The sequence below is a fragment of the Nitrospirillum amazonense genome (assembly GCF_007828045.1).
GTDB lineage: Bacteria > Pseudomonadota > Alphaproteobacteria > Azospirillales > Azospirillaceae > Nitrospirillum > Nitrospirillum amazonense_C.
In genome coordinates this window covers 21404-43202 of sequence record NZ_VITN01000017.1, presented here as the reverse complement: position 1 = coordinate 43202, position 21799 = coordinate 21404, and the positions used below count along the sequence as shown (strand labels likewise).

The following is a 21799-nucleotide window of genomic DNA, read 5'->3' as shown; positions in this document are numbered from 1 at the left end:
GTAAGCGATGCGTTCTGCCGCTCTGGCGCTGGCCGTGATCCTGGGCACCACCTCTCTCGCGGCGGCGGCCCCGCCCCCGCCGGCCACCAGCCCGGCCGCCCCCCTGATCGAGCGCGCCAAATTCTTCGGCAACCCCAGCCGTACCCAGGGCAAGCTGAGCCCCGACGGCAAGTGGCTGTCCTGGATCGCGCCGCGCGACGGCGTGATGAACATCTGGGTGGCCCCGGCCGGGGACCCCACCAAGGCCAAGGCCCTGACGGCGGAGAAGACCCGGCCCATCCGCCAGCATTTCTGGTCGCCCGACGCCAAGATGATCCTGTTCGTCAACGACAAGGGCGGGGATGAGAACTTCGTGCTGTACGGCGTGAATGTCGTCACCGGCGAACAGCGCACCCTGACGCCGCAGGAAAAGACGCGCGTGGACATCGTCGGCACCAGCCGGCGCATCAAGAACCGCATCCTGGTGGGCCTGAACAACCGTGACCCCAAGTGGTTCGACGTCTACAGCCTGGATCTGCCCACGGGCAAGCTGACCCTGGTGTTCAAGAATGAGGGTTACGCCGGCTTCGTGGCGGACGAGTCCCTGAAGCTGCGCCTGGCGGCCAAGTCGCGGCCCGACGGCGGGTCCGACTATTTCCGCATGGCCGGCGACAAGATCGACGCGACGCCGGTGGCCAGCGTGGGGCTGGACGACAGCCTGAGCACCGCCCCCGCCGGCTACACCGATGACGGCAAGACCCTGTACTGGATCGACAGCCGCGACCGCGACACCGCCGCCCTGATCGCCCAGGACGCGGCATCCGGGGCCACCCGCATCGTGGGGCAAAGCTCCAAGGCCGACATCAGCGAGACCTTGACCGACCCCAAGACCGGCGTGGTCCAGGCCTATGCCGCCACATACGTGCGCACGGAATGGACGGCGCTGGATCCCAAGATCGGCGGTGATCTGGACTACCTGAAGGCCCAGTTGAAGGGCGACATCCACATCACCAGCCGCACCGACGACGACAGCGCCTGGACCGTGGTGGTGGACCCCGTCACGGCGCCGGCAGCGACATACCGCTATGACCGCGCGGCCCAGACCCTGACTAAGCTGTTCGTGAACCGGCCGGAGCTGGAGGGCGCGGAGCTTGCCGCCATGCACCCGGTGGAGATCAAGGCGCGCGACGGGCTGACGCTGGTTTCCTACCTCACCCTGCCGGCGGGCACAGACGGCAAGGGCGATGGGCATCCCGACCAGCCCCTGCCCCTGGTGCTGTTCGTCCACGGCGGCCCCTGGGCGCGCGACGGCTACGGCTACAACGGCTATCACCAGTGGCTGGCCAACCGCGGCTATGCCGTGCTGTCGGTCAACTATCGCGGCTCCACCGGCTTCGGGAAGAATTTCATCACCGCCGGCAACCTGCAATGGGGCCGCAAGATGCATGACGACCTGATCGACGCCGTCGACTGGGCGGTCAAGCAGGGCATCACCACCAAGGACAAGGTGGCCATCATGGGCGGGTCCTACGGCGGCTATGCCACCCTGGCAGGCCTGACCTTCACCCCCGACGCCTTCGCCTGCGGCGTGGACATCGTGGGCCCCAGCAACCTCGCCACCCTGCTGAAGACCATCCCGCCCTATTGGGAGGCGGGCAAGCAGCAGTTTTACAAGCGCATGGGCGACCCGACCACGGAGGACGGCCGCCAGCTGCTGCACGACGCCTCCCCCCTGTTCAAGGCGGCGGACATCAAAAAGCCGCTGCTGATCGGCCAGGGCGCCAACGACCCCCGCGTCAACCAGGCGGAGTCGGACCAGATCGTGAAGGCGATGAAGGAAAAGAACATCCCCGTCACCTACATCCTGTTCCCCGACGAGGGCCACGGCTTCGCCCGGCCGGAGAACAGCATCGCCTTCAACGCCGCCGCCGAACAGTTCCTGGGCGCCTGCCTGGGCGGCCGGGCGGAACCCTTCGGCGCCGCCTTCAAGGGCTCCACCATCACCGTGCCCGACGGGGCGCAGTTCACGCCGGGACTGCAGGCGGCGCTGGCGGCGAAGTAAGCGTGTAACGGGACAAAGGGGTGATGGGTATGGCGGTGGGACGGACAGGGACACATCGGGCGGGCATGGCGGCGGCCCTGCTTCTTTTCTTATCCCTGCCGCCCCTATCCCTGCCGGCGGCGGCGCAAACCGCAGCCGATACGCCCGCCATAACCGATAGCCCACCCACCGTCACCATCACCGGCAACCGCTTCACCGCCGAGACGCTGACCCAGGCGACGGAAGGTTTCGTCCAGGACCACGGCCACCCCTCCCCCCGGTTGAACCAGCTGACCCGGTGGGAACGTCCCGTCTGTCCGGAGGCGATCAACGTGCCGGCCGACGTGGCCGCCTTCCTCACCACCCGCATCAAGACGGTGGCGGGGCAAGTGGGCGCGCCGACGCGGGACGGCTGCAAGCGTGATATCGAGATCATCTTCTCCGACGCGCCCCAGGCCGTGATGGATGCCGTCGCGGACAAACGCTCATTCCTGCTGGGCTATCACTTCGTCAACCAGACCAAAACCGTGAGCAAGGTCACCCAGGCCATCCAGGCCTGGTACGTGACGGCCGTGCGCGACGGCGCGGTCACCGTGGTGGACGACCCCTATTACGCCCCGGGCATGAACCCCGACGATCCCCTGAGGAAACAGTTCCACGGCAACGGCGGCAGCCGGCTTTCCCACGACATGGCCAGCGTCTTCGACAACATCGTCGTCATCGTGGACACCACCAAGATCGAGGGGGAGACGTTCGGCAGCCTGGCCGACTATCTGGCCATGCTGGTCCTGGCCCAGCCCGCCAGCGCCGTGGGACAGTGCAACCCGCTGCCCAGCATCCTGAGCCTGTTCACCGACGCCTGCCCATCGGCACAGCGGGTCCGGTCGCTGAGCCCGGCGGACAGGGCCTACCTGGAAGGGCTCTATTCCGTCCCCCCGGACGCGGTGGGCAGCCTGCAGCGCGCCACCATCGCCACCCACATGCTGGACAGCCTCAAGGCCAGCATCCTCGCCCCGGACGGCGGGACTCCAGCGGCGAAATAATCCATGCCGATTTAGCCCCGCATCCGGCGCTTTCTTGAGCCAAACGACTTTTGCCTCGTCAGCGGGTTGACTCTGGGTAGATGGCGATCGAGCTGAACGCACGACCGTCATGCGCGGGAACAGCCGTGATCTGCGGATAGAGCGTGGTTGCGGCGCGGATGCGCGCGATGGCTGTCTGTATTTCGGAGCGGTTTTCGCCAATCAGGAACCGCATCATCCAAGGCTTCTCCGCTGGCCGCGTCAGCCCTTCCATCTGCCAAACGAGATCACCGACAAAGGCATAGCGCTTTCCCGAAGGCAGGTTGACGAAAACGACGACCGAGTCCGGTGTATGGCCGGGTGACGGTACGATCACAACCGAGCCATCGCCGTATACGTCATGGCTGCTTGGGAAACCAAGATAGGGGCCGCCGTCGAAGGGATAGGCCTGATAGGTGACCCCCTGGAAGCTGTTGAGCACCTCGGTGCCCTCACCATGCGAGCCGATAAAGCGCTGGCCGACTTCGTCTACCAACACGGGTATGCCGTGGAAATCGTCCACGCCGCTGATGTGATCCCAGTGTGCATGGGTCGGAATAATCGCGGTAATCGTGTCGCCAGACCCCTTGGCCAACTGATCGATGATGGGCGTGCCAAGGTGGTGAGGCGACTGCTGGAGCGAGGGGAGCAGTTTCAATTGCTGCTCGACGTTCCGCCCGAACCCAGTGTCGATCAGCAGGTTCCCCTTGGGATGCCGCACGAGGACGCCGCTCGCGGCGAATGCGCGAGTCTCGCTCCACGAACCGCCCCGAAATGCTAACGCCGCGGGGGTTTCATATGTACCTGTCGGCATCACGCTGATCGACATGGCCGCCGGAGGCGTGGCCGGCGGCAGCGCCCCGACATCGATTTGCGGCACATCGAGCCGGATCGGAGCGAAAGTCCAGGCGAACCAGAGCAGCACCACCAAGAGCAATATCGCGAGCCCGATCAGCGTGCTGTTGATCGGGCGGCGACGCATCCGCGCCAGGAGCGCGTTCCCGCCTTCGATAGCCTGGGCCATTGATCTGCCTTTCGTGTAACAATAGCGCACATTATCGCTATAACGATAATTGCGACTATCGTTAGGAGTCAACACGCATGAGGGATTGGTCCCCCGATCATCCGAGAGCGAAAGTGATGGCGCGTAAGCGCGCCGCAATCGTGGCGGCCGCCGAACAAGCGTTCGTGCGGGACGGCTATGCCGGCAGTGGAATGGAGAGCATCGCCCGTGAGGCTGGCGTTTCAATCATGACGCTGTACCGCCATGCTCGAACCAAAGACGATCTCTTCGCTGCGGTGATCGAAAGCGCCTGTCATCCGGTCGATATGGAAGAGTCGGCCAAGATCGAGGATGCTTTGAAGAAGCCGCTCGCGGACATTCTTCTATTTGTCGGCGTGATGTTCCAGGAGCGCATTCGCGGCGCGAAGACGACGAACCTGCTTCGGGTCGTCATGACCGAGATACGACGATTTCCGCATCTTGGCGAGCTGGCTTACAATGGCCTGATCAACGCGCACGTCGAAAGGCTAGAGGCTTTTCTGTCAACTCGGGCCGAGACATCCGGTATGCCGGTGGAGCGACGGCGCAAGATCGGCCATGATTTCTTCGAGCAGCTGGTCGGTCTCGATGATTATCGCGTGCTACTCGGGCTGCCGGCTCCGTCGGAGCAGGACATTCGCGGGCGGGCGGAAGTGGCCGCTCGGGAAGTTGTTGCGGAGTTGGAAAGGGATCAGCCCGCTTCCAATCTGCACGAACTTTGAGGCGCCACCCCCTTCCTGACCTGATCGATCCGGGTGCCGGTCCATGCCCACCCCTGCCAAAAGCGCCTAACGATCTTGTTAAAATCGATATTGCGATCGTTTCTCATTATCAGTATCAGGGTGCCAACCGATCCTGACTGAATAATGGAAACACGATGAAAAAGTGCGCCGTGTCGGTGCTTGCCCTATTGGCGGCGATGCATGCCCCCTTGCGGGCCCAGGCCACGGAGGCGATGGACGCCGCCGTGGACACGACGGCCGCCACCACCGACGCCGGCCAGGAAAAGGTCCTGGACGATATCATCGTGACCGGCACGCAGGCCCCCTCGTTCAAGGCGGAGGTGGTGCAGGTCGGCGCCTTCCGGAACCAGTCGCTGCTGGACACGCCGCTGACGGTATCCATCCTGCCACGCGCCTTGCTGGACGCCCAAGGCGCCCAGGGGCTGGACGACGCGTTGCGCAACACGCCCGGCGTGACACAGCAGGCCACCAGTCCTCTGACCAGCAACAACTTCGTTTCACGCGGCGTGCTGATGAACGCGCGCACCAATTATCGCCTGAACGGCTCGCTGCCCATCATCAACCTGGGTCCCATCCCCATCGAGAACAAGCAGCGGGTCGAGCTGCTGAAGGGCGTGTCGGCGCTTTACTACGGCATCAGCACGCCGTCGGGCATCGTCAACGTGGTGACCAAGCGGGCGGGATCCGACCCCGTCACCAGCTTCACCCTGAACGGCGACAACAACGGCAGTTTCGGCAGCGGCTTCGACATCGGGCGGGAGTTCGGCGACCACAACGAATACGGCGCCCGCATCAACGGCTACGCCTCGCGCATCGGCACGCCGGTGAACGACGTGGACGGCCGGCGCTGGCTGATGAGCGGCGCCTTCGACTGGCGCGCCAGCGAGCGCCTGACCTTCAAGCTGGACGCCGAATACTACCGCCGCGAAATGGATGAGCCGGGTGGCATCACCCTGCCCACCGCCGTCGGCGCCAAGGGCGGCAACGGCGGCACCATCATCCTGCCGTCCATCCCGGACCCCAGCCTGCGCTTCGCGCCGCTGAACGCACCCTACAACACCTGGGCCACCAACGTGGTGGGCCGCGCCGACTACGCCATCACCGACGACTGGTCGGCCCGCGCGGAGTTCGGCGTCGCTTCCACCCGGCGGCAGCGCACCATCGCCAACCTCGGTGGCGTCAACTTGGCCACCGGCGCCGGCACCATCAGCGGCACCTACACGCCGGACCAGGAATACCGCAACCAGAACCTGCGGCTGGAGGTGTCGGGCAAGCTTGACACCGGCCCCATCAGCCATGAACTGCTGGTGGGCTTCAGCCGCAACCGCCAGACGCAGGAGGACCAGCACCAGCAGTCCTACACCGCGATCAAGCAGAACCTGTACGATCCCGTGGACGTGGCCTACGACACGCTGAAGTTCACCACCACCCGCTTGCAGCCGGGCAGCGTGAACATCGACACCGGCGGCTACATCATGGACATGGCGCACCTGGGCGAAAGCTGGCTGCTGATCGCCGGCGCCCGCTATGTCGATTACGACACCTCTTCCGCCACCAGCAATTACGCCGTGCAGACGGTCACCCCCACGGCCGGCCTGGTCTATAAGCTGACGCCCAAGTCCAGCCTGTACGCGACCTATATCGAGGGGCTGGAGAGTGCGGGCACAGCACCCGACGGCACCACCAACGCCGGCAGCATCCTGAACCCCATCGTCAGCAAGCAGGTGGAGGTGGGCGGCCGCATGGAGGTGGCCGGCGCCATGATGTCGCTGGCCTGGTTCCACATCGACCGGGGCCTGGCCTATACCGACATCCACAACACCTACGTCCTGAACGGCCAGGCCATCCACCAGGGCGTCGAAGCCTCCGTCCAGGGGGAGGTGCTGCCCGACCTGTCGATCATGGTCAGCGGCCAGTACCTGAACGCCCTTCAGGAGAACACCGGCAGCGTCTACCAGGATGGCAGGCGGGTGGAGAACACGCCGCGCTGGTCCGGTTCCATCTTCGCGGAATACCATCCGGATTTCCTGGACGGCGTGGGCCTGAACGCCGGCGTCTACTACACCGGCGACCGTGCGGCGGATGCCCAGAACCGCGCCACCCTGCCCGCCTATACGACGCTGAGCCTGGGCGCCAGCTACAAGACCCAGGTGCAGGGCAATGGCCTGACCCTGCGCGTCAACGCCGACAACGTGACCAATGAGCGCTACTGGGCCACCGGCGGCCCCACGCTCTACTCGGGCATGCCGGCCACCGTGCGCTTCTCGGCTACGCTTGATTTATAAGTTGTAGGTGTTCGTTTTCCTCAAGCGCCGGCAGGCCCATCCGGGCCTTTGGCTGTCCTCGTTCCGCTCCTGCGGTGCTCGCTCCGGCGCCCGCGGTCGCGGGCTACCGATGACGGGAGTATCCCTCCCGTCATCGGCTTTGTTGAGCGGGCGACCAAAGATTGTCGCCAGCGCACCGGCGCCGACCCTTTGATGCCGGGGCATGGCCGCTATTGAAATTTCATGAGCGTGTTCGCTTGACACGCCGACCGGATGCCGCTTTTATCCTGCGCATCATGACCGACACCGCGACCACCCTGCTGCTTCTTATGAACCCGGCCTCCTGAGAGGACCGGGGATTTCGTCATAAGTTTGCGCAAGGTTCGTGAGTATCCAAATGTCGTGTCACACCGCCCCGTTGATGGGCCTCTCTGACAAAGCCAAAGCCGTCGCCAGCGCCCCCGCGCTGCGCCTGCTCCTTATCGGCGGTCGCCGGGCCTGACGGCCATCCGGCGGCTGTAGATCTGGCCGTATTCACCTTCCCCGACTGAATACATAGCAGCAGAGACGCCCTGACCATGTTGCGCGATCCCTCCACCAAGTACCGCCCCTTCGCCCACGCCGACCTGCCTGACCGCACCTGGCCGTCCCGCGCCATCACCCGGGCGCCGCGCTGGCTGTCCACCGACCTGCGCGACGGCAACCAGGCCCTGATCGACCCCATGGACGCGGAGAAGAAGCAGCGCTTCTTCGACATGCTGGTGAAGATCGGCTTCAAGGAGATCGAGGTCGGCTTCCCCTCCGCCTCCCAGACGGAATTCGACTTCGTCCGCGGCCTGGTGGAGGGCGGCAAGGTCCCCGACGACGTCACCATTCAGGTGCTGACCCAGGCGCGGCGCGACCTGATCGAGCGCACATTCGAAAGCCTGCGGGGCGCCCCCCGCGCCATCGTCCATATGTACAACGCCATCTCCCCCGCCTGGCGCCGCATCGTCTTCGGCATGGACCGGGCCGGCATCAAGGATATCGCCGTCAAGGGCGTGACTATCATGCGCGAGCAGGCGGAGAAGTATCCCGAGACCGACTGGATCTTCGAATACTCGCCCGAGACCTTCAGCACGGCGGAGCCCGACTTCGCCCTGGAGGTGTGCGAGGCGGTGCTGGACGTGCTGCAACCCACGCCGGACAAGTCCGTCATCCTGAACCTGCCGGCCACGGTGGAGGCCGCCGGCCCCCACATCTACGCCGACCAGATCGAGCGGTTCTGCCGCCAGATCAGCCGCCGCGACAGCGTCATCGTCAGCGTCCATCCCCACAACGACCGGGGTACCGGCGTGGCGGCGGCGGAACTGGCGGTGCAGGCCGGCGCCGACCGTGTCGAGGGCTGCCTGTTCGGCAATGGGGAACGCACGGGCAATGTCGACCTGGTGACCCTGGGCCTGAACCTGTACACCCAGGGCGTGGACCCGGGCCTGGACTTCTCCGACATCCAGTCGGTCGTCCAGACGGTGCAGTACTGCAACCAGATTCCGGTGCACCCCCGCCACCCCTACGCCGGTGAGCTGGTGTTCACCGCCTTCTCCGGATCGCACCAGGACGCCATCAAGAAGGGCTTCGCGGCGCAGGCCGGCCGCAACGACCAGATCTGGGACGTGCCTTATCTGCCCATCGATCCCACCGACCTGGGCTGCGGCTATGAGGCGGTCATTCGCGTCAACAGCCAGTCGGGCAAGGGCGGCATCGCCTGGGTCCTGGAACAGGACAAGGGCCTGAAGCTGCCCCGCCCCCTGCAGATCGATTTCAGCCGCGTGGTCCAAGGCTATGCCGATGAGACCAGCCGGGAGATGACCGCCGCCGACATCTGGTCCATCTTCCAGGACACCTATTGCCTGACGGGCCTGCAGCGCTTCGAGCTGATCGACTATCAGGAGACCGGCGCCGCCGGCAGCCGGGAGCGCATGTTCGTCGGCCGCATCAGCGTGGGCCGGGAGGAACGCAGCGTGAGCGGCCGGGGCAACGGCCTGCTGTCCAGCGTGCTGGCCGCGCTGAAGGCCGATTGCGGCGTGGACCTGGACATCGTCGATTACCAGGAACACGCCATCGGCCACGGCGGCGACGCCCGCGCCGCGGCTTACGTCGAGTGCCGCACCGGCAACGGCCGCAAGGTCTTCGGCGTGGGCATCGACACCGACATCGCCACCGCCTCCGTCCGCGCCGTGCTCAGCGCCGCCAACGGCGCCGGGTGATCAATCGACGGGTGCCGAAGGCTTTTCGGCGCCCGTCAATCCGCTCGCGGAAATAGACGTTTGACGTATAATTCCCGAATGCGGAGGATTGAGTGATGAAAGTCGAGTACCGCTTCTCCATCGACACGTTGCGGCCCGAGACACTGTCTCTGGGCCGTCTTGTCGCGTACCTGACGGAAGTGAGTAAAATTCTGGGCGACGAGCCCGGTCTTCACTTTACGCGCGTCGAGGCTGGGAGCGCCGTGCTTGTGGCGTGGGCGGATGAACCCACGGCTCCCAGAATTGACATCCAAATGGAACGCATTCGTGCGGGCGAGATTCCATCGGAAATTCAGAAATCGGTCGCCAATCTAAATAAGCTGCTACGCGAGGACCAAGGTGTCGGCCTCCTGTCTGGCAGCGACACCAATGTTCTGGAGTTCCCCGGCCGTAAGGTCCCTCAAACCGACCCTATTAGCCTCCTGCAACAGCCGACCACCATTCAAGGACAGCTCATTCGCATTGGTGGCCGGGATAAGACCGTCCATTTTCATCTGGCCGATGGCGGCCGGATTTGGAGCGGAAGTTGCAACCGAACGCTAGCACGGGAAATGGCATCGCATCTTTTTGGCGCCACCCTCCGCGTTGCAGGAAATGGGGGATGGTGCAGGACGCCTGCGGGTATTTGGGAACTAACCAGATTCACCGCATCCACTATTGAAACGCTGGACGACCTATCCTTAGCCGAGGCGCTGGAGAAGCTTCGCGGCTTGGGTGCATTCGGCGATGGGCCCGACTGGGCCGAGCTGCGGAAAGACGAGGAGAGCAGTTGATCACGCTGGACACGTCTGTCTTTACCTACATGCTCGACCCTAAGTCCGCGCCTCCCATTGATCCAGGTACGGGACAGCTGGTCACGAATGCTTCCGGCCGCGTACAGCTTTTCATCTCAGAACTGGCGAAACAAAGGACGAAAATCCTTATCCCAACTCCGGTGCTCGCCGAAACGCTAGCCAGGACCGGCGCGGCGGCCCCATCATATTTGGAAGCCATTCGCCGCATGGCAGTTTTCAAAATTGAGAACTTCGATGATCGGGCGGCTATCGAAACGTCGCTAATTATGGGCCTGCATTGGAAAGGACGAATGCAGGCCCTCCGTGAACACGTCAGCCGGCACCGGGTTAAGTTTGATTTACAAATCGTCGCGACAGCCGCTGTCCATCGGTCTACAGAAATTTTATCCGATGATGCGGGCGTCAAGGCCATGGCATCATTAGCGAATATTCCTTGTCGCGGCATCGCAGACCTGCCAGAGCCACCAGCTGACTTATTCTCTCGCATCAGCTGAACCCACTACTTTTTCGGCCCCGGCGCCCGCGCGAAGTCGATGAAGGCGCGCAAGGGCGCGGGTAGGTGCCGGCGGCTGGGGTAATAGAGGAACAGGCCGGGGTAATAGGGGCACCAGTCTTCCAGCACCCGCACCAGGCGGCCGGACGCGACCAGGTCGGTCACGCGGGCGTCGAACACATAGGCCAGGCCCGTGCCGGCCATGGCGGCGTCCACCATCAGGTCCTGGTCGCTGAGGGTCAGGGGGCCGTTGACCTCCACATCCAACGCCTCGCCTGCCCGCTCGAATTCCCAGCGATAGAGCGCGCCGCTGAGGAAGCGGTAGCGGATGCAAGGCTGGGTTCGCAGGTCATGGGGACTGGCCGGCACCGGATGGCGTTCGAAATGGGCAGGCGATCCCACCACGGCAAAGCGCTGCCGGGGGCCCAGGGGTACCGCGATCATGTCGCCGGCGATGCTTTCGCCGAAGCGCACGCCGGCATCGAAACCGCCGGCCACCACGTCGACCAGCGCGTCGTCCACCACCATCTCCACCCGCACGTCGGGGAAGACCGCCAGGAAGCGCAGCACGAGGGGCAGCAGCACCAGCCGCGCCGCCGCCTGCGAGGCGTTCAGGCGCAGGGTGCCCACGGGCTGGCCGCGCAAGCTGTTCAAATCCTCGATGGCGTCATGGATGTCCAGGAAAGCCGGGCGGATGCGGGCGTACAGCCGCTCCCCCGCCTCGGTCAGGGCGACGCTGCGGGTCGTGCGGTTCACCAAGCGCAGATCCAGCCGTTCCTCGATAGCGCGCAAGGCGTGGCTGAGGGCGGACGGTGTCACGCCCAGTTCCACCGCTGCCTTGCGGAAGCTGCGATGGGTGGCGATGGCGAGGAAGACGGACAGCTCCGCCGGATCGATGCGTTTCATGGGCCGGTATTATTGATGAAATTACCTCATCAGCCTAACGCAAATTCCCTGGATTAATTCATCAGAGCTACGGCGCTAGCTTGCCCTTCGTCAGCCGGCGGCGATGGGCCCCGGCCCCCAAGCGAAGGAGAGCATCATGCGTGTCTGGTTCATCACCGGCGCGTCCCGGGGTTTCGGCGCCCTGATCACCGAACAGGCCCTGGCCGTCGGCGACGCCGTCGTCGCCACCGCCCGCGACCCGTCCACCGTCACCGCCCGTCTCGGCGCCCATCCCCGCCTGCTGGCCGCCAAGCTGGATGTGACCGACGAGGCGCAGGCCCGGGCGGCCGTGGAACAAGCCGTCAAGACCTTCGGCCGCATCGACATCCTGGTGAACAACGCTGGTTATGGCCTGTTGGGCGGCGTGGAGGAAGCCAGCGGGACGGAGGTGGAACGCCTGTTCGCCACCAACGTCTTCGGCCTGCTGGCCGTGACCCGTGCCGTGCTGCCGCACATGCGCCGCCAGCGCTCCGGCCACATCATCAATCTGTCGTCCATCGGCGGCTATCAGTCCTTCATCGGCTGGGGGCCCTATTGCGCCACCAAGTTCGCGGTGGAAGGCCTGACCGAGGCGCTGGCGCTCGAGGTCGCCCCCCTGGGTATCCATGCCACGGTGGTGGAGCCCGGCTTCTTCCGCACCGACTTCCTGGATGACCAGTCGCTGTCGCGCACCAAGGCGCAGATCGAGGATTATCACGCCACGGTGGGCGGCATGCGCGACTTCGCCGCCGGCGCCAACCATACCCAGCCGGGCGACCCGGCCCGCCTGGCCCAAGCCTTCATCGCCCTGGCGAACGCGCCGCAGCCACCGGTGCGCCTGCCACTGGGCAGCGACACGGTGGCGGCCATCGAGAAGAAGAACGCCTTCGTGGCCGGCGAGCTGGCGCAGTGGCGGGAGGTGGCGCTGTCCACCGACTTTCCGGCCGGTGCGTGAGGAGACGGGGCGGTCCTTCGACCAGGACCGCCCCGTCGCTATTGCGCCTGATCGCGCGCGAACTGCTGCGCGCACAGCCCTTGCGGCTGCCAGTCCTGGATCAGGGTGGTCGGCGGCCGGGTGGCGTCGTGCAGGATGAGGGCGAAGCCACGGCGCGGCGCTGTGCCGATGGCCATGAGCAGCATCGGCGGGCCGCCCTCGATGACCAGGCTGTTACCCGGTCCCCGCTCCTGCCGCGCACCGGCCGGCGTCTCCAGGCACGTATCCCCGGTCAGCGCATAGAAGGCCTCCGGCCCCGAATGCACGTGCAGGGGCGCCGTCATGCCGGGCGTAAAGACCGAACGCAGATATTCCGCCGAATAGGAAGCGGCAGAGGTCACCGGCAGGGGCCCGATGTCCGCCACATGCGTGCCGCCCTGCGGGGGCCGCCATCCTCTCCCTTCAATGGTGAACAGCCAGACCTTACCGAAGGCGGCGACGACGCTGCCTGTCTTGCTGGCCGCCGCCTCCGCCGCCGCCTTGGACGGGAAGGTGTCCAGGTGCCAATATATGTCGCCGTCCGGCAGGGCGGCGATGTTCTGGTGGGCCATCAGGCAGGCGGGGCCGGCCGCTTCATCCATGCCGCAAGGCCGGGCGGTCGCCTGTCCGAATGCGGGACCGGCCACCAGCATGGCGGCGACAACAGTCCCGACAGCATATGCTTTGCCCATAAGCCACTCCCCTCTATGGATGGCGCAGCATGTCCATCCCAAGGGCGGCAGCGCAATGTCTCCGGATAGATACAACTTTTCGTGAGGTCAAAAATCTCGCGAAGGGGTGGGCAGGCGGTGCCGTGCAAACCGCCCCCTGCCCAGCGCCCCCTGCCCAGCGCCCCCTGCCCAGCGCCCCCTGCCCAGCGCCCCCTCCCCAGCGCCCCCTTTTGTCCGTAGCCTACGCCGCGCCCTTTTCCGCCTTGCGCGCGGTGAAGCGGTTGACCGGAACCTCCAACCCCAGATTGTCCCGGAAGGTCTCGCCCTCATACTCCCGCCGCAGCAGGCCGCGGTCCTGAAGGATGGGCACCACCGTCTCCACGAACAGGTCCAGTTGCTTGGGCAGCGCCTCGAAGAAGACGAAGCCGTCGGCGGCCCTGGCCTCCAGCCATTGCTGGAACTTGTCGGCCACCTGTTCCGGCGTGCCGACGAAGTTGCCGCGCGGGGTGGCGAAGCGCTGGGCCACCTGGCGCAGGGTGAGGCCGTCGCGCTTGGCGGCGCTGATGATCTTCAACACGCTGCTCTGGTTGCTGTTGAGGCCGACGGCCGTCACGTCGGGGAAGGGTGCATCCAGGTCGTACCGGCTGAAATCATGGTCGTTGAACGGCCGGCCCAGCATGGACAGGGCGTTCTCGATGGACACCAGGTTGGCCAGTTCCTGATACTTCGCCTCTGCCTCCGCTTCCGTGGCGCCCACCACCGGCGCCACACCCGGCAGGATGAAGACCTTTTCCGGGTCACGGCCGAAGCCGGCGGCCCGCGCCTTCACATCGGCATAATAGGCCTGCGCCTCCGCCAGATCATCCTGGCCGACGAAGATGGCGTCGGCGTGCTTGGCGGCGAAGTTCTTGCCGTCCTCCGACGCGCCGGCCTGGAAGATCACTGGCTGCCCCTGGGGCGATCGGGCGATGTTCAGGGGCCCCTTCACCTGGAAGAACTCCCCCTTATGGTCCAGGGTGTTCAGCTTCTTCGGATCGAAGAAGACGCCGCTTTCCTTGTCATGGACCAGGGCATCATCCTCCCAGCTGTCCCACAGGCCCTGGACCACGTCCAGGTATTCGGCCGCCAGGCGATAGCGCTGGTCATGGGCCAGGTGCTGGGCCTTGCTGTAGTTGGCGGCGCTGCCCTCCAGCCAACTGGTGACCACGTTCCAGCCCGCCCGCCCGCCACTGATATGGTCCAGCGAGGCGAACTGACGCGCCACGTTATAAGGCTCGCTGTAGCTGACGGTCAGGGTGCCGACCAGGCCGATATGGCTGGTGGCGCCGGCCAGTGCCGACAGGATGGTCAGCGGCTCGAACCGGTTCAAATAGTGGGGACTGGATTTCTCGGTGATATAGACGCTGTCGGCCACGAACAGGAAGTCGAAGCGCCCCTTCTCCGCCACCTGCGCCTGGCGCTTGTAGAAGGCGAAGTTGGTGCTGGCGTCGGGCTGGGCGTCCGGGTGGCGCCAGTCACCCCAGGTGCGGCCGACGCCGTGAAGGATGAAACCCAGTTTCAACTGCTTGCCCGCACTCATGATCGCCTCCGGTGAAATCGAGGCGGTCAGCATCTGGGTGGGACCGGCGCCACACAAACGAGTCTTCTCAATGAGATCGTTGAGTGGGAGACCATTGAGTGGGAGACCATTGAGTGGCGCCGGGAATGGTTGGTTGTCAGAACTTCTCGACCCACGGGCGCAGTTCCACCTCCCAGGTCCAGGCGCTGCGGTGCTGATTGTGGATGTGGAGGTATTCCCGGGCGATGGCGTCGGGATCCAGCCATTTGTCCGCCGGCCCCTCCTCCCCGGGTTTGGACCAGCTGCTGGCCACGCCGCCATCGATGACGAAATGGGCGACGTGGATGTTCTGCGGCGCCAGCTCGCGTGCCAGGCTTTGCGCCATGCCGCGTAAAGCAAACTTTCCCATGGCGAAGGGGGTCGAGCCCGCCAGGCCCTTCACGCTGGCGGTGGCACCGGTCAGCAGGATGCTGCCCCGACCCAGCACGCGCATGCGCACCGCCGCCGCCTGAGCCACCAGGAAACCGGCGTAGGCGGAGACGCGCAAGGACTCCAGCACCTGGGCGGGGTCCAGATCCTGCACCGGCCCACGCGCGCGGGCGCTGGCGTTGAACACCACCAGTTCCGGCACGCCCAGGTCGGTGTCGACCTGTTCGAAAAGGCGGACCACCGCCTCGGGCTCGGCGGCATCGACGGCGTAGGCCCGGGCCCCGGTTTCCGCCACCAACTCGGCCAGCTTGCCCGTGTTGCGCGCGGCCAGGGCGACACGGTAACCCTCCGCCGCCAGCAAGCGGGCCAAAGAGGCGCTGATCCCCTTGCCCGCGCCAACAATCAGCGCTGATTTCCCACTCATGACGCGTACTGCGCTTCGCCGTTGCCGAAGGACCAGTTCTCCTTGGGCACCTCGACCAGGTTGATGAACACGTCCTCGCGCCGCAGCCCCAACCGGGCGTGCAGGCCATCGGCCACCGCCTTGTAGAAGGCCTTCTTCACCTCCAGCGTGCGGCCCTGGTTCAGGGTGATTTGGATGATCACCGTGTCGCGGGTGCGATGAATGCCCATATAGGTCGGGTCGGCCACGAAGTCGCTGTCCCCATGTTCGGTGATGATCTGGAAACGGTCGTCCTTGGGTACATTCAAGGTGCTGAGCATGGCCTCATAAATCACCTCACCGATGGTGTGGCGGTATTCGGCGGACTTGCCTTTGACCAGGTCGATACGGGCGAGCGGCATGGGGTGTTCCTCCGGTTGTGGGCGCCCCTCGACGGGATGCCCAAACACGAGGATGCCGCATTTACGGGTAATTGCCCATATGATCGTTGACAGCGCAGCCACAGGCGCGCCTGATAGGCTGGCGCCCGTTTCCACCAGGACCATTCATGCCTGACACTGCTCCCCTCGCCGCCGACCCGTCCGAACCCACGCAATGCAACTGCGCCGCCTTGCGTCAGGCCTCCCGCCGCCTGACCAAGTTCTATGACGCGGCCTTGGCGCCCACAGGGCTGGGCATCAACCAGTACTCCATCCTGTCCCGCCTGAACCGCCACGGCCCCAAAAGCATCCAGGACCTGGCAGCCTTGCTGGCCATGGACCGGTCCACCCTGGGGCATCTGCTGCGCCCGCTGGAGAAGCGCAACCTGGTGCGCCTGACCATCACACCGGCGGACAAGCGCCGCCGTGTCCTGGTGCTGACGTCGGAGGGGCGGGATCTGATCGCCCAGGCCGAGCCGCTGTGGACGGCGGCGCAGGCGCGGTTCGAGCACGCCTTCGGCAGCGACAACGCCCTGACCCTGCGCGCCGTGCTGCGCCAGGTGGAAACAGCCGAACTGGCGGAACCGGCCGAGTAAAGCCGCAAATCTCGGCCAGTTGTAGTTGAATAAAATGCCATGTAATTAATAGCAATATAGCGGCAGAACGCCGCAGCCCACCGGTACGCGACGGGATACGAGGTTAACGGGGGTGGCAATTGGACAGGTTCACCCCATGTCCTCCCCCTATAAAGGGGTATCTCTTGTGGAAAATGGACAGGGGCCCCAGCGCAATCCGCTTCAGGAGCAGCCATGCCGCGTCTTGTTGATCTTTCCTTGCGCACCCGTATAGTCTCGGCCTTCGCTTTGATCTTGCTGGTGACCTTGGGCCTGGGGCTCTTCGCCCTGGAGCGCCTGTCCCGCATCGAGGCGGCCGCCGCCGACCTGGGAACCGACGCCCTGCCCTCCATCGTCGCCAGCAATGAATTGCTGCAGGGCGTGCTGGAGGCCCGGCGCTTCCAGCAAGGCATGCTGCTGGCCACCGATGACGCGGCGCGGGCCGAGCAGGAAAAGACGGTAACCCAAGAACTGGACCGCGTGGCCAAGGGCCGCCGGGCCTATGACCCGCTGATTACCATCGAGCGGCCGCAGATGGACCAGTTCGACACGCTGTGGCCGCGGTTCCTCGCTTCCTCCACCCAGGTCATCGATGCCTTGCACAAGGGCGACCGGGAAACGGCGCTGAAGCTGTACGCCGGCGAGAACCGGGACCAGACCCGCGCCCTGGTCAAGGTGCTGACGGAGGCGGCGGACCTGAACTACCGCGCCGGCCAGGACGCCTACGCCCTGCTGAACCACACCACCGGTATCTCGCGCCTGGGCACGCTGCTGGCGCTGGGCTTGGCGCTGGCCGTGGCCCTTGCCGCCGGCGCCGTCACGGTGCTGACCACCGGCCGGCCCACCCGTCAGTTGACAGCGGTCATGACGCGCTTGAGCCAGCGGCAGCTGGACACCGCCATCCCCGGCGCCGACCGGCAGGATGAGATCGGCGCCATGGCGCGCGCCGTCCAGGTGTTCCGCGACGGCCTGGTGGAGGCCGAGCGCCTGGCCGCCGAACAGCGGGAGGCGGAGGCGGCCAAGGCCCGCCGCGTCGCCGCCATCGACAGCCTGGTCGGCGACTTCGACCGGCAATCCTCCCACATCCTGCACCAGTTCAGCGGGGCGGCCGCCGAACTGGACAGCGCCGCGCAGAGCATGTCCGGCGTGGCGGAGGAGACCAACCGCCAGTCGGCCAGCGCCGCCGCCGCCGCGGACCAGACCACCGCCAACGTCCAGACGGTGGCCGCCGCGGCGGAGGAGATGGCGGCCAGCATCGCGGAGATCAACCGTCAGGTGGTGCATGCCCAGGCCATCGCCAGCCGTGCCAGCCAGGACGCGCGCGAGACCATGGCCACCGTTGCCGGACTGACCGACGCCACCCAGCGCATCGGCGAGGTGGTGACCCTGATCCAGACCATCGCCGAGCAGACCAACCTGCTGGCGCTGAACGCCACCATCGAGGCCGCGCGCGCCGGGGAGGCCGGCAAGGGCTTCGCCGTCGTGGCGGCGGAGGTGAAGGGCCTAGCCAACCAAACGGCCAAGGCGACGGAGGACATCGCCGCCCAGATCACAGCGGTGCAGCAGGTATCATTCCGCACCTCCACCGCCATCCAGGCCATCGGCGCGGTGATCGAGGAAGTGAATGGCATCTCCACCTCCATCGCCGCCGCCATGGAACAGCAGGGCGCCTCGACCACGGAGATCAGCCGCAACGTGGGCCAGGCCGCCACCGGCACCCAGGGGGTCGCCGATGCGCTGGGGGCCGTGACGGAGGCCGCCGGCCAGGCCGGCGTCGCCGCCACCCAGGTGCTGGGGGCCGCCCACCACCTGTCGGAACAGTCCGGCGTGCTGCAGAGCCACGTCAGCCGCTTCCTGGCCGCCATCAAGGCGGCTTGAGGCTGGGATGTAGGAAGGCCGGCGAGAGGCGCCCCCTCGCCGGCCTTTGCGTTGGAGATGGCCAGCGGCCCCTCCCGAGAGAACAGGAAGAGAGGAAGCCCCGTCGGCCAAATACATGACATTAATGCATTAATTAATATCCACTTAAGGTTGCCGCCCGATACTCCGGTTTATCTTGACCGCTCGGAGGGGCTTGATGTTTTCCAATATCCGCATCTTATGGAAAATCGTTATCATCGTCGCCGCCATGGCCCTGGCGGCGGGCGGCATCGCCGCCGCCGGACTGATCGGTCTGCGGACCATGGCGGACAACGCCACCGAAATCCAAGCCGCCGGCAACGCCGCCACCCTGAGCGCCCGCATGAGCCGGGAACTGTCCACCATCAACCGTCTGGAGTATCGGGCGCTGGCCCTGCCGGAGGAGTGGGAGGACGCGGTCAAGGCCAAGGATGTGGCGACGGCCACGCTGCGGGGGCGGCTGGACGCCCTGGAAAAGCTGGTCACCCCCGATGAGCGGCCGCAACTGGACGCGGTGCGGGCCGCTTATGCCGACTATGCGCCGGTGATGGAGGCGTTGTTCGACAAGGTGCGCCGGGCACGGGGCCGGGCACAGGATGGTGGTGGGGATATGCGGGCCGGCCTGGTGGACGCCATTCATGACTCCCGCACCCATGTCGCCGCCCTGCAGGACAAGATGAAGGCGCTGGTCGATACGCTGGAACACAGGTCCGTCGCCGTGAACGAGCACGCGCAGCATGCGGCCAGGCTGGCCACCCGCCTGATGGTTCTGTTCGCGGCCCTGGGCATCACCGCCGGATTGGCGGTGGGCTGGCTGGTGGCCCGCCATGGCCTGCTGCGCCCCATCACCCTGGTGGTGGACAGCCTGCGCAACCTGGCCGACGGCAAGCTGGAGGCCGAGGTACCCTGCGCCGACCGGGGCGACGAGATCGGCGACATCGGCCGAGCCGCCTTGGTGTTCCGCAACAATGCGCGGGAAGCGGACCGCCTCCGCGCCGCCCAGGCCGCCGAGCAGCAGGCCAAGGCCCGCCGGGCTGAGACGCTGGAGGGCCTGGTCGCTCATTTCGAGACACGATCCGCCGACCTGGTGCACATGCTGGCCAGCGCCGCAACGGAGATGGAAGCGACGGCGACATCCATGGCCGGTCTGGCCGACCAAACCAACCAGCGTTCCGGCGCGGTCGCCGACGCCTCGCACCAGGCGGCGCTGAACGTGCAGACGGTGGCGGCGGCAACCGAGGAACTGGCCTTGTCGGTGAAGGAGATCGCGCAGCAGGTCAGCCACTCCCGCGATATCGCCGACCGGGCGCAGGAGGAAGCGGGGGACACGCGCGCGACCGTGGCCCAGTTGGCCGAGGCCGCCCGGCGCATCGGTGGCATCGCCCAGCTGATCGCCGGCATCGCGGCGCAGACCAATCTGCTGGCACTGAACGCCACCATCGAGGCGGCGCGCGCCGGCGACGCCGGTCGCGGCTTCGTCATCGTCGCCAACGAGGTGAAATCGCTGGCGACCCAGACCGCGAAGGCCACGGATGAGATCACCGGCCAGATCGCGGAGATTCAGGCCCTGACCGGCCGCACCGTGGGTGCCATCGACCATATCAACGGCACCATCGCCGCCCTGTCGGAAATCGCCGTCGTCATCGCCTCCGCCGTGGAGGAACAGACCGCCGCCACCAATGAGATCGCCCGCAATGTCAACGAAGCGGCGCAGGGCGTGGGCGACGTCTCCACCACCATCACCGACGTCAACCACGCCGCCATCACCACCGGCGACGCCGCTGGCCAGATCGTCGACGCCTCGGGCCAGCTGTCCCGTCGGGCCGAAACCCTGAACCGCGAGATCGCCACGTTCATCAGCGGGGTGAAGGCGGCTTAGGACGCCCTCCATCGCCGGACGGCGGCAGTCGCGGCCCAGGTTTCCCCCTTCGCTCGCGACCAAGTGGCATTAACCAACTCCCGCCTTGGAGGGCGCCGGCGATGCCCGTATGGTGCCACCGGTTACCGCCCCTTAGCTGGAGCCTGAGACATGCAGTCCCTCTATCGCGCCGCCGACGACCGTTACGAAGCCATGCCCTACCGCCGCTGCGGGCGCAGCGGCCTGGATCTGCCCGCCATCTCGCTGGGCCTGTGGCACAATTTCGGGGGCGCCGACGTTTTCGAGACCGGCCGCGCCATCCTGCGCCGCGCCTTCGACCGCGGCGTCACCCACTTCGACCTGGCCAACAACTACGGCCCGCCCTATGGCTCGGCCGAGGAGAACTTCGGCCGCGTCATGGCCGGGGACTTCAAGCCCTACCGGGATGAGATGATCATCTCCACCAAGGCCGGGTACGACATGTGGCCCGGCCCCTACGGCATCGGCGGATCGCGCAAATACCTGATCTCCAGCCTGGACCAGAGCCTGCGCCGCATGGGCCTGGACTATGTCGACATCTTCTATTCCCACCGCGTGGATCCGACCACGCCGCTGGAGGAAACCATGGGCGCGTTGGCCCAGGTGGTGCGCCAGGGCAAGGCGCTGTACGTCGGCATCTCCTCCTACTCAGCCGACATGACAGCCAAGGCCGCCGCCCTGCTGAAGGAGATGGGGGTGCCCTGCCTGATCCATCAGCCCAGCTACTCCATGCTGAACCGCTGGATCGAGGGCGGCCTGTTGGAGACGCTGGAGGGCAGCGGCATCGGCTGCATCGCCTTCTCCCCGCTGGCGCAGGGCTTGCTGTCCAAGAAGTACCTGAACGGCGTTCCGGCCGACGCCCGCGCCGCCAAGGGCGGGTCGTTCAAGGAAGACCTGCTGACGCCCGAGGCGCTGGAGCATGTGCGCGCCCTGAACGCCATCGCCGAGCGGCGGGGCCAGACCCTGGCCCAGATGGCGGTCGCCTGGGTGTTGCGCGACCCCCGCGTGACCTCCGCCCTCATCGGCGCCCGCACCGTGGCCCAGTTGGACGACAGCCTGGACGCCTTGAAGAACCTGGCGTTCACGGACGCGGAACTGGCGGAAATCGACACCCATGCCATCGACACCGGCCTGAACATCTGGCAGCGCTCCTCCGACGCCAGCACGCCGGAGTAAGCGAATAAAGAGATGCCCGCGCCTCGGACGGGGCGCGGGCATCCAGGATGGCGGTGCGGGCGGGGGGCCGCAGGTACCGCCCATGGGGAGGAAAGCGACGGGGTGATGGGGAGTGGGGGGGACATCCCGTCGCCGCA

Annotated in this window: 18 protein-coding genes; 12 read left to right on the top strand and 6 right to left on the bottom strand. The window is 66.1% G+C overall.

Features of this window, described 5'->3' with window-relative positions:
- The first annotated feature begins 7 nt into the window (after nucleotides 1-7).
- Nucleotides 8-2041, top strand: coding sequence for a S9 family peptidase (locus FBZ89_RS22165; protein ID WP_145752259.1), 2034 nt, complete (start codon nucleotides 8-10; stop codon nucleotides 2039-2041).
- A 65-nt stretch (nucleotides 2042-2106) separates the two neighbouring features.
- Nucleotides 2107-3063, top strand: coding sequence for a hypothetical protein (locus FBZ89_RS22160; RefSeq protein ID WP_186457509.1), 957 nt, complete (start codon nucleotides 2107-2109; stop codon nucleotides 3061-3063).
- Nucleotides 3064-3121: 58 nt separating this feature from the next.
- Here the strand turns inward: FBZ89_RS22160 and FBZ89_RS22155 are convergent, their stop codons facing one another.
- Nucleotides 3122-4105 carry an MBL fold metallo-hydrolase gene (locus FBZ89_RS22155; protein WP_145752256.1) on the bottom strand — a complete coding sequence of 328 codons (984 nt, stop codon included), beginning with the start codon at nucleotides 4103-4105 and terminating at the stop codon, nucleotides 3122-3124.
- Between the two features lie 116 nt (nucleotides 4106-4221).
- Between FBZ89_RS22155 and FBZ89_RS22150 the strand changes: the two genes are divergently transcribed.
- From FBZ89_RS22150 to FBZ89_RS22130, 5 genes are all read left to right on the top strand, one after another.
- On the top strand, nucleotides 4222-4845 hold the full coding sequence (locus tag FBZ89_RS22150; protein WP_186457508.1) for a TetR/AcrR family transcriptional regulator: 624 nt from the start codon (nucleotides 4222-4224) through the stop codon (nucleotides 4843-4845).
- A 155-nt stretch (nucleotides 4846-5000) separates the two neighbouring features.
- Nucleotides 5001-7151, top strand: a complete 2151-nt coding sequence (locus FBZ89_RS22145) for a TonB-dependent siderophore receptor (RefSeq protein ID WP_145752253.1) — start codon at nucleotides 5001-5003, stop codon at nucleotides 7149-7151.
- A gap of 557 nt (nucleotides 7152-7708) precedes the next feature.
- Nucleotides 7709-9376 carry a 2-isopropylmalate synthase gene (gene leuA, locus FBZ89_RS22140; RefSeq protein WP_145752251.1) on the top strand — a complete coding sequence of 556 codons (1668 nt, stop codon included), beginning with the start codon at nucleotides 7709-7711 and terminating at the stop codon, nucleotides 9374-9376.
- A 95-nt stretch (nucleotides 9377-9471) separates the two neighbouring features.
- A complete protein-coding gene (locus tag FBZ89_RS22135; RefSeq protein WP_145752249.1) occupies nucleotides 9472-10188 on the top strand; it encodes a hypothetical protein in 717 nt (238 codons plus the stop codon).
- Nucleotides 10185-10703, top strand: a complete 519-nt coding sequence (locus FBZ89_RS22130) for a hypothetical protein (protein ID WP_145752247.1) — start codon at nucleotides 10185-10187, stop codon at nucleotides 10701-10703. The genes FBZ89_RS22135 and FBZ89_RS22130 overlap by 4 nt, the downstream gene beginning before the upstream one ends.
- Before the next feature lie 5 nt (nucleotides 10704-10708).
- On the opposite strand, the gene FBZ89_RS22125 is transcribed toward FBZ89_RS22130, so the two are convergent.
- Nucleotides 10709-11608 carry a LysR family transcriptional regulator gene (locus FBZ89_RS22125; protein ID WP_145752245.1) on the bottom strand — a complete coding sequence of 300 codons (900 nt, stop codon included), beginning with the start codon at nucleotides 11606-11608 and terminating at the stop codon, nucleotides 10709-10711.
- 136 nt (nucleotides 11609-11744) lie between these two features.
- Here FBZ89_RS22125 and FBZ89_RS22120 point away from each other — a divergent pair, with 136 nt between their 5' ends.
- A complete protein-coding gene (locus FBZ89_RS22120) occupies nucleotides 11745-12581 on the top strand; it encodes an oxidoreductase (RefSeq protein WP_145752243.1) in 837 nt (278 codons plus the stop codon).
- A gap of 38 nt (nucleotides 12582-12619) precedes the next feature.
- On the opposite strand, the gene FBZ89_RS22115 is transcribed toward FBZ89_RS22120, so the two are convergent.
- From FBZ89_RS22115 to FBZ89_RS22100, 4 genes are all read right to left on the bottom strand, one after another.
- Nucleotides 12620-13291, bottom strand: a complete 672-nt coding sequence (locus tag FBZ89_RS22115) for a hypothetical protein (RefSeq protein WP_145752241.1) — start codon at nucleotides 13289-13291, stop codon at nucleotides 12620-12622.
- A 220-nt stretch (nucleotides 13292-13511) separates the two neighbouring features.
- On the bottom strand, nucleotides 13512-14849 hold the full coding sequence (locus FBZ89_RS22110; protein ID WP_145752239.1) for an LLM class flavin-dependent oxidoreductase: 1338 nt from the start codon (nucleotides 14847-14849) through the stop codon (nucleotides 13512-13514).
- 136 nt (nucleotides 14850-14985) lie between these two features.
- Entirely contained in the window at nucleotides 14986-15681 is a 696-nt protein-coding gene (locus FBZ89_RS22105) for an SDR family NAD(P)-dependent oxidoreductase (protein WP_145752238.1), read from the bottom strand.
- Nucleotides 15678-16061 (bottom strand): tautomerase family protein, encoded by a 384-nt coding sequence (locus FBZ89_RS22100; RefSeq protein WP_145752236.1) that lies wholly within the window; start codon nucleotides 16059-16061, stop codon nucleotides 15678-15680. Before FBZ89_RS22100 ends, FBZ89_RS22105 begins: the two co-directional genes overlap by 4 nt.
- A gap of 146 nt (nucleotides 16062-16207) precedes the next feature.
- Between FBZ89_RS22100 and FBZ89_RS22095 the strand changes: the two genes are divergently transcribed.
- From FBZ89_RS22095 to mgrA, 4 genes are all read left to right on the top strand, one after another.
- Nucleotides 16208-16675 carry a MarR family winged helix-turn-helix transcriptional regulator gene (locus FBZ89_RS22095; RefSeq protein WP_145752234.1) on the top strand — a complete coding sequence of 156 codons (468 nt, stop codon included), beginning with the start codon at nucleotides 16208-16210 and terminating at the stop codon, nucleotides 16673-16675.
- 213 nt (nucleotides 16676-16888) lie between these two features.
- Nucleotides 16889-18571 (top strand): methyl-accepting chemotaxis protein, encoded by a 1683-nt coding sequence (locus tag FBZ89_RS22090; protein WP_145752232.1) that lies wholly within the window; start codon nucleotides 16889-16891, stop codon nucleotides 18569-18571.
- 196 nt (nucleotides 18572-18767) lie between these two features.
- Nucleotides 18768-20468, top strand: a complete 1701-nt coding sequence (locus FBZ89_RS22085) for a methyl-accepting chemotaxis protein (RefSeq protein WP_145752231.1) — start codon at nucleotides 18768-18770, stop codon at nucleotides 20466-20468.
- Nucleotides 20469-20618: 150 nt separating this feature from the next.
- The gene (mgrA, locus tag FBZ89_RS22080) at nucleotides 20619-21662 is read left to right on the top strand and encodes an L-glyceraldehyde 3-phosphate reductase (RefSeq protein ID WP_145752229.1); all 1044 of its coding nucleotides are present in this window, start codon (nucleotides 20619-20621) and stop codon (nucleotides 21660-21662) included.
- The last annotated feature ends 137 nt before the right edge of the window (nucleotides 21663-21799 follow it).

Excerpts from the sequence above, each read along its gene's own strand:
- FBZ89_RS22135 (WP_145752249.1), top strand. The coding sequence starts at position 9,472 with ATGAAAGTCGAGTACCGCTTCTCCATCGACACGTTGCGGCCCGAGACA.
- FBZ89_RS22155 (WP_145752256.1), bottom strand. The coding sequence starts at position 4,105 with ATGGCCCAGGCTATCGAAGGCGGGAACGCGCTCCTGGCGCGGATGCGT.
- FBZ89_RS22150 (WP_186457508.1), top strand. The coding sequence starts at position 4,222 with ATGGCGCGTAAGCGCGCCGCAATCGTGGCGGCCGCCGAACAAGCGTTC.
- leuA (WP_145752251.1), top strand. The coding sequence starts at position 7,709 with ATGTTGCGCGATCCCTCCACCAAGTACCGCCCCTTCGCCCACGCCGAC.
- FBZ89_RS22115 (WP_145752241.1), bottom strand. The coding sequence starts at position 13,291 with ATGGGCAAAGCATATGCTGTCGGGACTGTTGTCGCCGCCATGCTGGTG.
- FBZ89_RS22145 (WP_145752253.1), top strand. The coding sequence starts at position 5,001 with ATGAAAAAGTGCGCCGTGTCGGTGCTTGCCCTATTGGCGGCGATGCAT.
- mgrA (WP_145752229.1), top strand. The coding sequence starts at position 20,619 with ATGCAGTCCCTCTATCGCGCCGCCGACGACCGTTACGAAGCCATGCCC.
- FBZ89_RS22165 (WP_145752259.1), top strand. The coding sequence starts at position 8 with ATGCGTTCTGCCGCTCTGGCGCTGGCCGTGATCCTGGGCACCACCTCT.
- FBZ89_RS22125 (WP_145752245.1), bottom strand. The coding sequence starts at position 11,608 with ATGAAACGCATCGATCCGGCGGAGCTGTCCGTCTTCCTCGCCATCGCC.
- FBZ89_RS22085 (WP_145752231.1), top strand. The coding sequence starts at position 18,768 with ATGTTTTCCAATATCCGCATCTTATGGAAAATCGTTATCATCGTCGCC.
- FBZ89_RS22105 (WP_145752238.1), bottom strand. The coding sequence starts at position 15,681 with ATGAGTGGGAAATCAGCGCTGATTGTTGGCGCGGGCAAGGGGATCAGC.
- FBZ89_RS22095 (WP_145752234.1), top strand. The coding sequence starts at position 16,208 with ATGCCTGACACTGCTCCCCTCGCCGCCGACCCGTCCGAACCCACGCAA.
- FBZ89_RS22120 (WP_145752243.1), top strand. The coding sequence starts at position 11,745 with ATGCGTGTCTGGTTCATCACCGGCGCGTCCCGGGGTTTCGGCGCCCTG.
- FBZ89_RS22110 (WP_145752239.1), bottom strand. The coding sequence starts at position 14,849 with ATGAGTGCGGGCAAGCAGTTGAAACTGGGTTTCATCCTTCACGGCGTC.
- FBZ89_RS22090 (WP_145752232.1), top strand. The coding sequence starts at position 16,889 with ATGCCGCGTCTTGTTGATCTTTCCTTGCGCACCCGTATAGTCTCGGCC.
- FBZ89_RS22160 (WP_186457509.1), top strand. The coding sequence starts at position 2,107 with ATGGCGGCGGCCCTGCTTCTTTTCTTATCCCTGCCGCCCCTATCCCTG.
- FBZ89_RS22100 (WP_145752236.1), bottom strand. The coding sequence starts at position 16,061 with ATGCCGCTCGCCCGTATCGACCTGGTCAAAGGCAAGTCCGCCGAATAC.